Genomic DNA, 15,023 nt, shown 5'->3' on the forward strand with positions numbered 1-15,023 from the left:
ATTTCCGCCACGGGTCGCGGCAGCGGAACCGGGCGCGGGACCCGCGGCAGGCGCCCGTCAGTCCGCCTGCTTTTTCGCCCGGCTCGGCTGGACGCGCCGGGGCTCGCCCTTCATCTTCGGGTGCTCGGGCGGGTAGGGCAGGTCCCCGAGTCCGTGCTCGCGCTCGTCGCGGTCGGCGAGGTCGAGGGCCGCGTCGAGGCGGAAGGCGTGGTCGTCCATGTCGGCGTGCAGATCGCCCAGCTCGGCGTAGCGGGCGGGCATGGTGACCAGGTCGAAATCGGCCGGCGCGACCTCGGTCAGCTCCTCCCAGCGCAGCGGCGCGGACACCGGCGCGTGCGCGAAGGGGCGCACGGAGTACGCGCTGGCGATGGTGCGGTCGCGCGCCGTCTGGTTGTAGTCGACGAAGATCTTCTCGCCGCGTTCCTCCTTCCACCAGGCCGTGGTGACGCGCCCGGGGTCGCGCCGCTCCAGCTCGCGCGCGACCGCGATGGCCGAGCGGCGCACCTGGACGAAGGTCCACTCCGGCGCGATCGGCACGAAGACGTGCAGTCCGCGCCCGCCGGAGGTCTTGGGCCAGCCCCGCAGGCCGAGCCCTTCGAGCACCTCGCGCAGTTGCAGGGCGGCGCGGACGGCGTCGCCGAAGCCGGTCCCGGGCTGCGGGTCGAGGTCGATGCGCAGTTCGTCGGGGTGCTCGGTGTCGCCGCGGCGCACCGGCCAGGGGTGGAAGGTGAAGGTGCCGAGGTTGGCGGCCCACAGCACCGCGGCCACCTCGGTGGGGCAGATCTCGTCGGCGTAGCGGCCGCTGGGGAAGGCGATGCGGCCGGTCGGGATCCAGTCGGGGAGGTTCTTCGGGGCGCGCTTCTGGAAGAACGACTCGCCCTCGACACCGTCGACGTAGCGCTCCATGGTGGTGGGGCGGTTCCGCAGCGCCCGCAGGATGCCGTCGCCGACGGCGAGGTAGTAGCGCACCAGGTCGGCCTTGGTCAGGCCGCGCTGCGGGAAGTAGACCTTGTCCGGGTGCGAGACGCGCACGGTGCGCTCGCCGACGGTCAGCTCCAGCGTCTCTGCCATGGCTCCCACGCTAGGCCGGACGGCCCGCCACCGCGCCCGGGGCGCCGCCCGCGCGCACAATCGGAGCCATGGACCTGCCGGTGATGCCCCCAGTGCAGCCGATGCTCGCCAAGCCCGCGAAGGCCATTCCGCCGGGCATGCAGTACGAGGCGAAATGGGACGGCTTCCGGGCGGTCGTCTTCCGCGACGGCGACGAGATCGAGCTGGGCAGCCGCTCGACCAAGCCGCTCACCCGCTACTTCCCCGAGGTGGTCGAGGCGCTGCGCGGCCGCATCCCGCGGCGCTGCGTGCTGGACGGCGAGATCGTCATCGCCCGGGAGGGGCGGCTGGACTTCGACGCGCTGCTGGAGCGCATCCACCCGGCCGATTCGCGGGTACGCCATCTGGCGGAGGTGACGCCCGCGAGCTTCGTCGCCTTCGACCTGCTCGCCCTGGACGACCGGTCGCTGATGGCGGAGCCGCAGACCGCGCGCCGGGACGCGCTGACGGCGGCGCTGCGGGACGCGGACGCGCCGGTCTTCACCGCGCCCGCCACCGCCGACCTGGCGCTCGCCGAAGACTGGTTCGAACGCTTCGAGGGCGCGGGCCTGGACGGCGTGGTGGCCAAGCCGCCGCACCTGCCCTACCGGCCGGGCGAGCGCGTCCTGGTCAAGGTCAAGCACGAGCGCACCGCGGACTGCGTGGTCGCGGGCCTGCGCCAGCACAAGAGCGGGCCGGTCGTCGGCTCGCTGCTGCTGGGCCTGTACGACGACGCGGGCCGTCTCCAGCACGTCGGCGTCTGCGCGTCCTTCCCGATGCGCCGCCGGGCCCAGCTCATGGAGGAGATGGCCCCGCTGCTCATGGACTCGGTGGCCGGGCACCCGTGGCAGGAGTGGACGAGCGAGGAGGCGCAGGGCGCGAGCCGGCTCCCCGGCGGGCCCAGCCGCTGGACGGGCAAGAAGGACCTGTCGTGGCTGCCGCTGCGCCCCGAGCGCGTCCTGGAGGTCGCCTACGACCACATGCAGGGGGACCGCTTCCGGCACACCGCGCAGTTCCGCCGGTGGCGCCCGGACCGCGAGCCGGAGCAGTGCACGTACGCCCAGCTGGAGGAGCCGGTGCGCTACGACCTGGCGGACTTCCTGTCCACCGGGCAGGCGGGGGGCTGACCCCGGGGCGCCCCACCGCCTCACGGTCTGTCCGCCGGGCCGCCCCGGGGGTCAGCCGAGGAAGCTCAGCCGGACCTGGCGACGGGGATTGTCCTTGTTGGTGTCGACCAGCACCACGGACTGCCAGGTGCCCAGCTCCAGGGCGCCGCCGAGCACCGGAAGGGTGGCGTGCGGCGGGACCAGGGCGGGCAGGACGTGGTCGCGGCCGTGGCCGGGGGCGCCGTGCCGGTGGCGCCAGCGGTCGTCGGCGGGGAGCAGGTCGTGCAGGGCGGCCAGCAGGTCGTCGTCGCTGCCGGCACCGGTCTCGATGATCGCGACCCCCGCCGTGGCGTGCGGCACGAACACGTTGAGCAGGCCGTCGCGGCCCGCGGCCGCCTCCCGCAGGAAGGCCGCGCACTCCTGCGTCAGGTCGTGCACGGTCTCTGCCGAGCCGGTGGCCACGTCGATCACGCGGGAACGGAAACGATCGCCCATACGGCCATTGTGCCCCGTCCGCCCCGCGCGCTCACCCGCGGTACGGCCGCCCGGCGGCGGGCCGTTGGGCGCTTCCGGTGACCGTTCCGCGCCCGGGGCGGGCGGCCGGGGAGCTGGTGGGCGGGGGGATCATTGCCGGGGACGGGGATTGGTCTGTACCATTCTGCGGACCCGGACCACCGTCCGGCCCAAGCCCGCGGCCCGGAGGGGGGCATTCGCGTTGCGCCGGCTCACCGCACTGGTCGACTCCTGTCTGCTGCCCACCGTACGGGGACGCGGCGGGCGGCTGCCCGACTGGGTCCTGCACAGCCTGGAGAACGGCGCCCCCGGCGCCGCCGTGGACGCCCAGGGCCCGGCGGCCCGCGCGACGGCCCAGGCGCTCAAGGCGGCGCTGCCGGACGCCCTCACCGGCCACGCGGGCCCGCCTCCGGTCCGCCGCCCGGAGCACCCGGCCCGCACCGACGGCTGCGCGGCGGCGGCCGAACTCGTCGCGGCGGGCGCGAATCTGCACCTGGCCGTACGCCCCGGCGCGCGCGCCGACGACACCCGGGTCTTCGTCACCGACCTCCAGACGCACGGTGTCGCCGCGGCCCTCGGCCCCTTCACCGCGGGCGGCGCGACCAGCCTGCGTCCATTCGCCGAGGGCGCCGCGGCCGGTGTGCGGGCCATCACCGCGGGCCACGCGCCCGCGCCCGGCGACGAGGAGGTGCCCGCGATGCTCAGCGCCCGCGCCGTGACCGGGGTGCTGCGCGGCGAGCTGGGCTACCGAGGGGTGGTGCTGAGCGACACGCTGGACCGGCCGGCGATCGTCGACGGCTGGGGGGTGCCGGGTGCCGCGGTGCTCGCCTGGATCGCCGGGGTGGACCTGGTGCGGCTCGGGCCGTCCAGCGGCGCCGGGGTGCGGGACGCGATCCACGCCGCCGCGGCGCGCGCGGTGGCGGACGGCGACCTCCCGCAGCAGCGGCTGGAGGAGGCGGCGGAGCGGGTGGCCCGGCTGCGCCGCTGGGCGTCCGAGCCCCGGATGCCGGAGTAGGTCCTCCGCGGGCGTCCCGGGTCGGCGTGCCCCGGAGCGGCGCGGCCGTGGAGCCGCGGTCGCCGGGCCGGGAAGCATTGCCGGGCCGGCACCGTTGCCGTCTGCATGGACGATGCGGTGCGCGAGGTCGAGGTGGCGGTCGTCGGCGCGGGGCAGGCCGGGCTGTCGGCGGGGTATTTCCTGCGCCGCTCCGGGCTGGAGCCGGGCAGCGGCTTCGTGATGCTGGACCACTCCCCCGGCGCCGGCGGCGCCTGGCAGTACCGCTGGCCGTCGCTGACCTACGGCAAGGCGCACCGGGTGCACGAGCTGCCCGGTATGCCGCTCGGCGACGCGGACCCGGAGCGGCCCTCCGCCGAGGTGGTGGCCGAATACTTCGCCGCCTACGAAGGGGCGTTCGACCTGCCGGTGCACCGCCCGGTGGACGTCACCGCGGTACGCGACGGCGGCCCGCGGCTGCTCGTCGAGACGGACGCGGGCACCTGGGCGGCGCGGGCGCTGGTCAACGCGACCGGCACCTGGGACCGGCCCTTCGTGCCGTACTACCCCGGTCAGGAGACCTTCCTGGGCCGCCAGTTGCACACCGCCGGCTACCGCGGGGCCGCGGAGTTCGCGGGCCGGCACGTGGTGGTGGTCGGCGGCGGCACCTCGGCGGTGCAGCTGCTGATCGAGCTGGCGGAGGTGGCACGCACGACATGGGTGACGCGGCGCCCGCCGGTCTTCCGCGAGACGCCCTTCGACGAGGAATGGGGGCGCGAGGCGGTGGCGCGTGTCGAGCAGCGGGTACGCCGGGGGCTGCCGCCGCAGAGCGTGGTCGGCGTGACGGGGCTGGCGGCGACCGAGTCCGTGCGGCAGGCCGCGGAACGCGGCATATTGCGCCGCCGACCGATGTTCGACCGCATCACGCCGCACGGGGTGGCCTGGGACGGCGGGGGCGCGCTGGACGCCGACGTGATCTTGTGGGCGACCGGCTTCCGCGCCGCCCTCGACCATCTCGCGCCGTTGCGGCTGCGGGAGCCGGGCGGCGGGGTGCGGGTGGAGGGCACCCGGGTCGTCAAGGACCCGCGGATCCACCTGGTCGGCTACGGGCCCTCGGCGAGCACCATCGGCGCCAACCGCGCGGGCCGCGCCGCCGTTCGCGAGATCCGCGCACTGCTGGCCGGCCGTACGCCTGAGGCCGCTCCCGCGCACGGTCCCGCACTGGAACCGGCGCACTGAGCGCCGAACTCCGGGTGGTGTCCGAGGTCCGTTTCCGCCGGGCCTTTCCCGCTGCTTCTGCCACGTCGAGGCAATAAACATCGGATGTCTCCTTCCCCCGGGAAGGAGTCTGCGGCAGTATGGGCGCATGCGTGATCGAGATCAGCCCGGCCCGCGCCGGTGCGGCGCGGAGGACCCATGCGCGTAGCGCTTTTCGTGACCTGCGTGAACGACCTGCTCTACCCCGGCACGGGCCGGGCGACGGTGCGCCTGCTGGAGCGGCTGGGCGTGACCGTGGACTTCCCCGCAGCCCAGTCGTGCTGCGGGCAGCCGCAGTTCAACACCGGCTACCGGCGGGAGACCGAGCCGCTGGTGCTGCGTATGGCGGCGGCGTTCGAGGAGTACGACCACGTCGTCACCCCCTCGGGCTCCTGCGCGGCCATGGTGCGCGACAACTACCCGCGGATCGGCGCGAAGGCCAAGGCCGAGGGCCGCGGCGAGGAGCTGGAGCGGGCGGCGGCCGCGCTGGCGGCCAAGACGTACGAGCTCACCGAATTCCTGGTGGACGTGCTCGGCGTCACGGACGTGGGCGCGTACTTCCCGCACACGGTGACCTACCACCCCTCCTGCCACGGGCTGCGCATGCTGGGCCTGGGCGACCGGCCGCGGAAGCTGCTGGACGCCGTGGCGGGCCTGGAGCTGCGCGAGCTGCCCGGGGCCGAGGAGTGCTGCGGCTTCGGCGGCACCTTCGCGGTCAAGAACCCCGACGTGTCGGCCGCGATGGGCCGTGACAAGACCGCCAACGCCCAGGGCACCGGAGCCGGCCTGCTGTGCGGGGCGGACAACTCCTGCCTGATGCACCTGGACGGCATCCTGCGCAGGGACCGGTCGCCGATGCACACCGTGCACCTGGCCGAGGTGCTGGCCTCGACTCGCGAGGAGCCGTACCGGGCGCCCGACGCGCAGGCGCGGCACATTGCGCGGGAAAAGCCCGGCCGCAGGACGGAAGAGGTCCGATGAGCTCCACCTACCTGGGCCTGCCGACCTTCCCGCGCGCCGCCGCGCCCGCGACCAGGGACACCCAGCTGCGGGCGAATCTGCGGCACGCCACGCACACCATCCGCACCAAGCGCGCCGCCGCCGTTGCCGAGCTCGGCGACTGGGCCGAGCTGCGCGCGGCGGGCGCCGCCGTCAAGGACCACACCCTGCGGCACCTCGACCACTACCTGCTGCAGCTGGAGTCCGCGGTCACCGCGGCGGGCGGCACCGTCCACTGGGCCGCCGACGCCGCCGAGGCCAACCGGATCGTGACCCGGCTCGTCCAGGAGACCGGCGAGACCGAGGTCGTCAAGGTCAAGTCGATGGCCACGCAGGAGATCGAGCTCAACGAGGCGCTGGCCGAGGCGGGCGTCACCGCGTACGAGACGGATCTGGCCGAGCTGATCGTGCAGCTCGCCGACGACCGCCCGTCGCACATCCTGGTGCCGGCCATCCACAAGAACCGGCGGCAGATCCGCGACACCTTCACCGAGCAGATGGCCCGCTGGGGCAGGCCCGCACCCGAGGACCTGGGCGACAGCCCCGGCGAACTCGCCGAGGCGGCGCGGCTGCACCTGCGGGAGAAGTTCCTGCGGGCGAAGGTCGCCGTCTCCGGTGCCAACTTCCTGGTCGCCGAGACCGGGACGGTGGTCGTCCTGGAGTCCGAGGGCAACGGCCGGATGTGCCTGACCGTGCCGGAGACGCTGATCACCGTCGCCGGTATCGAGAAGGTCGTGCCCACCTGGCGGGATCTGGAGATCTTCCTCCAGACGCTGCCGCGCTCCTCCACCGCCGAGCGCATGAACCCGTACACCAGCACCTTCACCGGCACCACCGACGGCGACGGCCCGGGCACCTTCCATCTCGTCCTGCTCGACAACGGGCGCACCGACACCCTCGCCGACGCCACCGGACGGCAGGCACTGCGCTGCATCCGGTGCTCGGCCTGCCTCAACGTCTGCCCGGTGTACGAGCGGGCCGGCGGCCACGCGTACGGCTCGGCCTATCCGGGTCCGATCGGCGCCATCCTCACCCCGCAGCTGCGCGGGACGGGCACCGCGCTGGACGCGTCCCTGCCCTACGCCTCCTCGCTGTGCGGGGCGTGCTACGAGGTCTGCCCGGTCGCCATCGACATCCCCGAGGTGCTGGTGAGCCTGCGCGAACGGGTGGCGGAGGGCGGTGAGGTCACGCGGGCGGGCGTCCGTACGACGATCAGGCCCGCCAAGGGGCACGCCGCCGAGCGCGCCGCGATGCGGGCCGGACGCTGGGCCCTGGACCACCCGGCGGCCTGGCGCACCACGCAGCGGCTCGCGCTGGGCACCCGGGCACTGCACCCGCGCCGGCTGCCCGGCAAGGCGGCGAAGGCGTGGACCGCGAGCCGGGAGCTGCCCGAACTACCGGGCCAGTCCTTCCGCGAGTGGTGGCGGCAGCGCGAGCGCCAGGCCGGCGGACGGCCGGAGCAAGGGGCCCGTCAGCCGGGCGGCGACGAACCGAAGGGCGGTCAGCAGTGAGCGGGGACAGCCGCGCCGAGATCCTGCGCCGGGTGCGCCAGGCCCTGGCGGTCACCTCCGACGGCGGCGCCCCGGGCGAGGAGCGCCCGGAGCGCGGGTATCTGACGGTGCACGCGGAACGCACCGCGGACGAGCGGGTGGACCTGCTCGCCGCGAACCTCACCGACTACCGCGCCGCGGTGCACCGCACCGACGCCGCCGGGCTGCCCGCGACGGTCGCCCGGCTGCTGGCCGAGCACGGCTCGCGCAGTGTCGTCCTGCCGGGGCGGGCCCCGCGCGCGTGGGTGTCCGAGGCGGCCGGGGTCGAGGTCCTGGACGACGGCGACCCGCTGCCGGCCGCCCGGCTGGACGAGGTCGACAGCGTGGTGACCGGCTGCGCGCTGGCCGTCGCCGAGACCGGCACGATCGTCCTGGACGCGGGCCCCGACCAGGGCCGCCGGCTGCTCACGCTCATCCCCGACCACCATGTGTGCATCGTGCGGGTGCCCGAGCAGGTCGTCGACTCGGTGCCGCAGGCGCTGCCGCGGCTGGACCCGGCCCGGCCGCTCACCTGGATCTCCGGGCCCTCGGCGACCAGCGACATCGAGCTGAGCCGGGTCGAGGGCGTCCACGGGCCGCGCACCCTGGACGTGGTGCTGGTGGCGCCGTAGCGGCCGGGGCCGCCCGGCGCGGTCACGGCGCGGTGGTGGCCATGTGCGCGTCGCGCCGGACCAGCGCGGCGTAGCGGCCGTCGGCGGCGAGGAGTTCGTCGTGCGTGCCGCGCTCGACGATCTGCCCGGCGTCGAGCACCACGATCTGGTCGGCGTCGCGGATCGTGGACAGCCGGTGCGCGATGGTGATGGTGGTACGGCCGGCCGAGAGGGTGTCGATGGCGTCCTGGACGGCCTGCTCGGTGCGGGTGTCCAGGGCGCTGGTCGCCTCGTCGAGGATCAGCACCGGCGGGTCGCGCAGGATGGTGCGGGCGATGGCCAGCCGCTGCTTCTCACCACCGGAGAAGCGGTAGCCGCGCTCGCCCACCATGGTGTCGTAGCCGTCCGGCAGGCCCGTGATGTGGTCGTGGATCTGGGCGGCCTTCGCCGCGGCCTGGATCTCGTCGTCGGTGGCGTCCGGCTTGGCGAAGCGCAGGTTCTCCGCGACGGAGGCGTGGAAGAGGTACGTCTCCTGGGAGACCACGCCGACGGCGGTCGCGAGCGTGTCGAAGGTCAGGTCGCGCACGTCCGTGCCGTCGAGGGCGACCCGGCCCGCGGTGACGTCGTAGAGCCTGGGCACCAGGTAGCTCAGGGTGCTCTTGCCGGATCCGGTCGCGCCGACGACGGCCAGGCTGCCGCCCGCGGGCACGGTCACGTCGATGCCGCGCAGCGTGGGCTCCGATCCGGCGCCGGGGTCGTAGGAGAAGTCGACGCCCTCGAAGGCGACCTCGCCGCGGACGGTGTCCAGGGCCCGCGCACCGGGCCGCTCGGTGATGTCGATCGGCAGGTCGAGGTATTCGAAGATGCGCTGGAAGAGGGCGAGCGAGGTCTGCACCTGCACGCCGGTGGCCAGCAGCGAGATGGTGGGCCGGAAGAGGCCCTGCTGGAGCGAGACGAAGGCGACCAGGGTGCCGATGGAGACGGCGGGGCCGCCGTGCCCCGTGGTCATGCCCGCCGCCCAGTAGAGCAGCGCGGGCATCGCCGACATCACGATGCCGATGACGGCCATCCGCCAGCGCCCCTGCATGTTGGAGCGCACTTCGAGGTCGACGAGCCGCTCGGACTCGGTGGAGAAGTCCTGGGTCAGGGAGTCGGCGCGGCCCATGGTGCGGCCGAGCAGGATGCCGCTGACCGACAGCGACTCCGTGACGATCGCGGACATCGACGCCATCTGCTTCTGCCGCTCGGTGGCGATCTTCTTGCGCTCGCGGCCGACCCGGCGGGCGATCCACACGAAGACCGGGAGCAGCACGAGGGAGACGATGGTCAGCCGCCAGTCCAGCGCGGCCATGGCCACGATCGAGGCGATGACCGAGGTGGCGTTGGAGACCAGCGAGGTCGCGGTGGAGGTGACGGTGGCCTGCATGCCGCCGATGTCGTTGGCGATGCGCGACTGCACCTCGCCGGTGCGGGTGCGGGTGAAGAAGGCCAGCGACATGCGCTGGAGGCGGGCGTAGACGGCGGTGCGCAGGTCGTGCATGACGCGCTGGCCGACGGTGGTGGAGATCAGGGTCTGCAGGACGCCGAAGACGCCGTTGGCGACCGCGGTGGCGATCATGCCGAGCGCCAGCAGGCTCAGCAGGCCGGTGCGACCCTGCGGGATGGCGGTGTCCAGGATCGCCCGCAGCAGGAAGGGCGAGGCGACGGACACCAGCGAGGACAGGGCGACGAGCATGCCCACGACGGCCAGCCGGCCGCGGTAGGGGCGGAACAGCCGGATGATGCGGCGGACGTCGGTGGGCTTGCCGGACTTCTTCTTCGGTGGCGTCCACCGGTCGGTGAGATCGTCGGGGCGCAAGGGACTCCTTGGGAGACGGCGGCAGGACTCTCGACGGAGAGTGTAGGTCATTGTTACCTATGCTCACAATGAACTTCGTTCTGCTACGCTGTATTCCATGGAGACCCGCACCGCCGACCCCGCCACGGAAGCCCCGCGCCACCAGGCGCCCGTGGCGGAGCCCGTGCCGTCCCAGGCGGAGCACATACCGTCCGAGGCGGCCGGAAGCGGCCCGTCGCGGACGGCGGCCGCGGATCCCGACCGGCCCGACCGGACGGACGACCTGACCGCCAGACTGTCCGACCAGCTGCTGGGCCTGAGCCGCCGACTGCACCGCGCGCAGCGCCACCGGCTGGAGCCGCTGGGCATCACCCCGGCGCAGGCGCGGCTGCTGCGGGCCCTCTCGCACTGGGACGCGCACGGAGCCGAGCCGCCCCGGATGGCCGACCTGGCGCAGCGCCTGGAGGTGGTGCCGCGGGCGGTGACCACGCTGGTGGACGCGCTGGAGGAGCGGGAGCTGGTGCGCCGGGCGCCCGACCCGTCCAACCGGCGGGTGATCAGGATCCAGCTGACCGAGGGCGGGCGGAGCGCGGTGCAGGAGCTGCGGCAGGCCCGCCGGACGGCGGCGGCGGAGATCCTCTCACCGCTGGACGGCGACGCGCGTGCCGCGCTGACCCGGCTGCTGGCCGTGCTCGACCGGGAGGAGCCGGAGGGCGCGGGCCCCTCGCGCTGACGCGGGCCCGCACCTCCCCCATGACGCGGGGGCTGCGGGGGCTCCGGGGTTGCGGACCCCCGGGGCCCCCACAGCCCCCGTGCGGCATGTCCGGCGCGGACACGCCTTCGGCTACTTCCCGAGGTCAGGCGTGCCGTCCTGCGCCGGGACCGCGGTCGGTGCTATCTGCGCGGTGCAGGCGCTGCACCGCTTCGCAGCCGCGGGAACGGCGGTCAGGCACTCCGGGCACTCGCGCATCGGCGCGCTCGCGGCCTTCGGGAAGAACCGCTCCTGCATGCGGTTCATGGGCAGCACGACCAGGAAGTAGATGACGGCCGCGACGATGACGAAGCTGATCGTGGCGTCGATGAAGACCCCGTAGGGAAAGCTGACCCCCGAGGCGTGGAAGGTCCTGGCGCTGAAGTCACCGGTGGCACCGCTGACCAGGCCCACGATGGGCGTGAGGAACGCCTTGACGAAGCCGTTGACCAGCGCGGTGAAGGCGGCGCCGATGACGATACCGACAGCCAGGTCGACGACGTTGCCGCGGAGCAGGAAGGCGCGGAAGCCCTTCATGGGTGGGATCTCCTCTGTGGATCACGAGCGGTGGAAGACCACAGTGTGCCCGCTCCTGCTCCGTACGGGTGAACCGGGCGGCCCGCCGGCCGGCGGAAAACCTGTTGACCCCGCACCGGTGACTTCGCGAAGGTTGCCGTCCTCCGCTCCGACCCCAGGACATCATGCCGTCCCTACTCGATCTTCCGCTGTCCGATCCCGGTGTCCCCGACGTCCGTTCCGGCACACGCTTCCTGCTCTGGCTGGAGGTGCGGCAGTGGCGCGGCCAGCTGCTCGCCACCGCCTGGGGCACCCTGCACATGGCCGCCGTGGCGGCCTTCCCGCTGCCCGTCGGCCTGGCCGTGCAGGCGGTGGTGGACCACTCGGGGCGACGGCTCGCGGCGGCCGGTGCCCTGATGCTGCTGCTCGGGGCGCTCACCGCGCTCGGCGACACCATGCTGCACCGCACCGCGGTGACGAACTGGATCAGCGTCGCCGCCCGCGTCCAGCAGCTGCTGGCCCGCAAGACCGTCGAGCTGGGCGCGGTGCTGACCCGGCAGGTCGCGGCGGGCGAGGTCGTCGCCGTCAGCACCGGCGACGTGGAGAAGATCGGTTGGTTCGTCGAGGCCCTGGCGCGCTTCACCTCCGCGCTGCTGGCCACCGTGGGGGTGACCGTCGCCCTGCTGGTCTACCGGCCCGAGCTGGGCGGCATCGTCGCCGCGGCCGTGCCGGTGCTGGCGCTCGCCGCGCTGCCGCTGCTGCCCGCGGCGACGCGGCGCGCCGACGTCCAGCGGGAGAAGGCGGGCAAGGCCACCGAGCTGGCGTCCGACACGGTCGCCGGCCTGCGGGTGCTGCGCGGCATCGGCGGCGAGGACCTCTTCCTCGACCGCTACCGGCGCGCCTCGCAGCAGGTGCGCGCCGCGGCGGTGCACAGCGCCCGGATGTGGGCGCTGATCAGCGCGGTGCAGACGCTGCTGCCCGGCCTGCTGCTGGTCGGCGTGGCCTGGTACGGCGCACGGCTGGCGCTCGACGGGCAGATCACGGCGGGCGAGCTGGTCACCGTGTACGGCGCGGTGGGCTTCCTGCTGATGCCGCTGCGCAACTTCGAGGAGATCGCCATGGCCTGGTCCTTCTCCCGGCCCTCGGCGAAGCGCGCGGCGCGGGTGCTGGCGCTGTCGAGGGGCGGGGAGGCGCCCTCCGGCACGGTGTCCGGCGACACTGCCGACGCTGCTCCCGCCGCTGCCCCGCCCGCTGCTCCCGGGGGCGACCTGTGCGACCCGCTGACCGGGCTCCGCGCCCCCTGCGGCCTGCTCACCGCCGTGGTGTGCGGCGACCCGGACGCCGCGGGGCGGCTGGCCGACCGGCTCGGCGGGCACAGCCCGTCGGGGCGAGGCGGCGAGCCCTCGGCGACGCTGGGCGGGCAGCCGCTCGACGCGCTGGCGCTGGCGGCGGCGCGCGCGGCGGTACTGGTGCAGGACAAGGATCCGGTGCTGCTGTCGGGCACCCTGGCCGAGCTGCTCGCGGTGCCGTCCTCCGGGCGCGTCACACCGGACGAGGCGCTGGCGGCCGCGCAGTGCGGGGACGTGCTGGAGTCGCTCGTCCAGTCGCTGCCGGAGGGGGAGACGGCGCCGGATCCGATGCGGGCCAGGATCACCGAGCGCGGCAGGTCGCTGTCCGGCGGCCAGCGGCAGCGGCTGGCCCTGGCCCGCTCGCTGGTCGCCGACCCCAAGGTGCTGGTGCTGGACGAGCCGACGTCCGCGGTCGACGCGCACACCGAGGCACGGATCGCCCGCGGCCTCGGCGCGGTGCGGGCAGGCCGCACGACCGTCGTCCTCACCTCCAGCCCGCTGGTGCTCGACCGGGCCGACCGGGTGGTCTTCGTCGACGACGGCGCCGCGGTGGCCGCGGGCCGCCACCACGACCTGCTGCGCACCGAACCCCGCTACCGCGCCGTCGTCACCCGGGAACCCGACACCGGCGCCGCCGGCACCTCCGCCGCGGCGGCTCCCACGACCGTCCCGATGGAGGAGTCCGCATGATCGGCGTGCGACCGCCGGAGCACGATCCGGCCGCGCCGCAGCAGAGCAGCACCCTCCCGGTGGGCTCGCCGGCGACGGTGCGCGGTTACGTCCGCGAGCTGGCCCGCCGGCACCGCGGCGCCTTCCTGCTGCTGGTGGGCGTCAACACGGTGTCGGTGCTGGCGTCGATGGTGGGCCCGTACGTGCTGGGCGGGATGGTCCAGGACCTGTCCGAGGGGCGGCGGGACATACACCTCGGGCGGGCGGTGGCCTACTTCCTGGCCGCGCTGCTGGTGCAGGCGTTCTTCGTCCGCCTGGTCCGGCTGCGCGGCGCGATGCTCGGCGAGCGGATGCTGGCCGACCTGCGCGAGGACTTCCTGGTCCGCTCGGTGTCGCTGCCGCCCGGTGTGCTGGAGCGTGCCGGAACGGGCGATCTGCTGTCCCGGATCACCACCGACATCGACCGGCTGGCCAGCGCGATGCGCGAGGCCGTGCCGGAGCTGGCCATCGCCGTGGTGTGGGCGGGGCTGCTGCTGGGCGCCCTCTGCGTGACCTCGCCGCCGCTGGCCCTGGCGGTGCTGGTGGCCCTGCCGGTGCTGCTCGTCGGCGCCCGCTGGTACTACCGGCGGGCCCCGCAGGGCTACCGCTCCGAGGCCGCGGGATACGCCGCCGTCGCCGCGGCGCTCACCGAGTCGGTCGACGCGGGCCGCACGATCGAGGCGCACGGGCTCGGCAGCAGCCGCGAAGAGCTGTCGCGGACCCGGATCGGGCAGTGGGTGGCGTGGGAGCGCTACACGATGTGGCTGCGTACGGTCCTCTTCCCGGTGATCAACGCGACCCATGTGCTGGTGCTGACCTCGGTCCTCATGATCGGCGGCACCTTCGCCCTGCACGGCTGGGTGACCGCGGGCCAGCTGACCACCGGGGCGCTCTACGCCGAGATGCTGATCAACCCGGTCAACATGATCCTGCGGTGGTACGACGAGCTGCAGGTCGCACAGGTCTCGCTGGCCCGTCTGGTCGGGGTCCGCGAGATCGAGGAGGAGGCGGGCGACGAGCGGCTCGCCCCGCTGGGCCGCGACGTCGCCGCCGACAAGGTGCGCTTCGGCTACCGCGCCGGCAGCGACGTGCTGCACGACGTCAGCCTGCATGTGCGGCCGGGCACCCGGCTCGCGCTGGTCGGGCCGTCGGGCGCGGGCAAGTCCACCCTGGGCCGGCTGCTGGCCGGGATCTACGCTCCGCGCACCGGTGAGGTCACCCTCGGCGGCGCGCAGCTCGCCCGGATGCCCGCCGAACGCGTCCGCGAGCACGTGGCGCTGGTCAACCAGGAGCACCACGTCTTCGTCGGCACGCTGCGCGACAACCTCCTGCTCGCCAGGGCGGGCGCGGCCGACGGCGAGCTGTGGGAGGCACTGCGCGCGGTGGACGCCGAGGACTGGGCGAGGGCGCTCTCCGGCGGCCTGGACACCGAGGTCGGCTCCGGGGGCTCGGTGCTCACCCCGGCGCAGGCGCAGCAGCTCGCGCTGGCCCGGCTGGTACTGGCCGACCCGCACACGCTGGTGCTCGACGAGGCCACCTCGCTGCTGGACCCGCGGGCCGCGCGCCATCTGGAACGCTCCCTGTCGCGCGTGCTCGACGGCCGCACGGTCGTCGCCATCGCCCACCGGCTGCACACCGCGCACGACGCGGACGTCATCGCGGTGGTCGAGGACGGCAGGATCAGCGAGCTGGGCAGCCACCACCAACTGGTCGCCGCGGACGGCGCCTACGCGGCCCTGTGGCGGTCCTGGCACGGCTGACCTGCCC

13 protein-coding genes are annotated in these 15,023 nt (G+C 74.6%); 9 read left to right on the forward strand and 4 right to left on the reverse strand.

Annotation, left to right across the window (positions count from 1 at the left end; genetic code table 11):
- Positions 1-57 precede the first annotated feature (57 nt).
- Positions 58-1,071 (reverse strand): non-homologous end-joining DNA ligase, encoded by a 1,014-nt coding sequence (gene ligD, locus ACH4SL_RS32275; RefSeq protein ID WP_398452354.1) that lies wholly within the window; start codon positions 1,069-1,071, stop codon positions 58-60.
- A gap of 68 nt (positions 1,072-1,139) precedes the next feature.
- Here ligD and ACH4SL_RS32280 point away from each other — a divergent pair, with 68 nt between their 5' ends.
- Positions 1,140-2,216, forward strand: a complete 1,077-nt coding sequence (locus tag ACH4SL_RS32280; protein ID WP_398452357.1) for an ATP-dependent DNA ligase — start codon at positions 1,140-1,142, stop codon at positions 2,214-2,216.
- A 51-nt stretch (positions 2,217-2,267) separates the two neighbouring features.
- Here the strand turns inward: ACH4SL_RS32280 and ACH4SL_RS32285 are convergent, their stop codons facing one another.
- Positions 2,268-2,690: a secondary thiamine-phosphate synthase enzyme YjbQ gene (locus ACH4SL_RS32285; protein ID WP_398452359.1), complete on the reverse strand. Its 423-nt coding sequence runs from the start codon at positions 2,688-2,690 to the stop codon at positions 2,268-2,270.
- 220 nt (positions 2,691-2,910) lie between these two features.
- On the opposite strand from ACH4SL_RS32285, the gene ACH4SL_RS32290 reads away from it, so the two are divergent.
- The 5 genes from ACH4SL_RS32290 (at position 2,911) to ACH4SL_RS32310 (ending at position 8,116) form a co-directional block, all read left to right on the forward strand.
- Positions 2,911-3,723 carry a glycoside hydrolase family 3 N-terminal domain-containing protein gene (locus ACH4SL_RS32290; RefSeq protein ID WP_398452363.1) on the forward strand — a complete coding sequence of 271 codons (813 nt, stop codon included), beginning with the start codon at positions 2,911-2,913 and terminating at the stop codon, positions 3,721-3,723.
- A gap of 105 nt (positions 3,724-3,828) precedes the next feature.
- Positions 3,829-4,938 carry an NAD(P)-binding domain-containing protein gene (locus ACH4SL_RS32295; RefSeq protein ID WP_398452366.1) on the forward strand — a complete coding sequence of 370 codons (1,110 nt, stop codon included), beginning with the start codon at positions 3,829-3,831 and terminating at the stop codon, positions 4,936-4,938.
- A 177-nt stretch (positions 4,939-5,115) separates the two neighbouring features.
- Positions 5,116-5,937: a (Fe-S)-binding protein gene (locus ACH4SL_RS32300; protein ID WP_398452369.1), complete on the forward strand. Its 822-nt coding sequence runs from the start codon at positions 5,116-5,118 to the stop codon at positions 5,935-5,937.
- Positions 5,934-7,466, forward strand: a complete 1,533-nt coding sequence (locus ACH4SL_RS32305) for a lactate utilization protein B (protein ID WP_398452372.1) — start codon at positions 5,934-5,936, stop codon at positions 7,464-7,466. Before ACH4SL_RS32300 ends, ACH4SL_RS32305 begins: the two co-directional genes overlap by 4 nt.
- Positions 7,463-8,116, forward strand: coding sequence for a lactate utilization protein C (locus ACH4SL_RS32310; protein ID WP_398452374.1), 654 nt, complete (start codon positions 7,463-7,465; stop codon positions 8,114-8,116). The genes ACH4SL_RS32305 and ACH4SL_RS32310 overlap by 4 nt, the downstream gene beginning before the upstream one ends.
- A gap of 22 nt (positions 8,117-8,138) precedes the next feature.
- On the opposite strand, the gene ACH4SL_RS32315 is transcribed toward ACH4SL_RS32310, so the two are convergent.
- The gene (locus ACH4SL_RS32315; RefSeq protein WP_398452377.1) at positions 8,139-9,953 is read right to left on the reverse strand and encodes an ABC transporter ATP-binding protein; all 1,815 of its coding nucleotides are present in this window, start codon (positions 9,951-9,953) and stop codon (positions 8,139-8,141) included.
- Between the two features lie 97 nt (positions 9,954-10,050).
- Here ACH4SL_RS32315 and ACH4SL_RS32320 point away from each other — a divergent pair, with 97 nt between their 5' ends.
- Positions 10,051-10,665: a MarR family winged helix-turn-helix transcriptional regulator gene (locus ACH4SL_RS32320; protein WP_398452380.1), complete on the forward strand. Its 615-nt coding sequence runs from the start codon at positions 10,051-10,053 to the stop codon at positions 10,663-10,665.
- Between the two features lie 111 nt (positions 10,666-10,776).
- On the opposite strand, the gene mscL is transcribed toward ACH4SL_RS32320, so the two are convergent.
- The gene (gene mscL, locus ACH4SL_RS32325; RefSeq protein ID WP_398452384.1) at positions 10,777-11,220 is read right to left on the reverse strand and encodes a large conductance mechanosensitive channel protein MscL; all 444 of its coding nucleotides are present in this window, start codon (positions 11,218-11,220) and stop codon (positions 10,777-10,779) included.
- Positions 11,221-11,384: 164 nt separating this feature from the next.
- Here mscL and ACH4SL_RS32330 point away from each other — a divergent pair, with 164 nt between their 5' ends.
- Both ACH4SL_RS32330 and ACH4SL_RS32335 read left to right on the forward strand, forming a co-directional pair.
- A complete protein-coding gene (locus ACH4SL_RS32330; protein ID WP_398452387.1) occupies positions 11,385-13,238 on the forward strand; it encodes an ABC transporter transmembrane domain-containing protein in 1,854 nt (617 codons plus the stop codon).
- A complete protein-coding gene (locus tag ACH4SL_RS32335) occupies positions 13,235-15,016 on the forward strand; it encodes an ABC transporter ATP-binding protein (protein WP_398452391.1) in 1,782 nt (593 codons plus the stop codon). Before ACH4SL_RS32330 ends, ACH4SL_RS32335 begins: the two co-directional genes overlap by 4 nt.
- Positions 15,017-15,023 lie beyond the last annotated feature (7 nt).

The organism is Streptomyces sp. NPDC021020 (genome assembly GCF_044333285.1).
Lineage (GTDB): Bacteria > Actinomycetota > Actinomycetes > Streptomycetales > Streptomycetaceae > Actinacidiphila.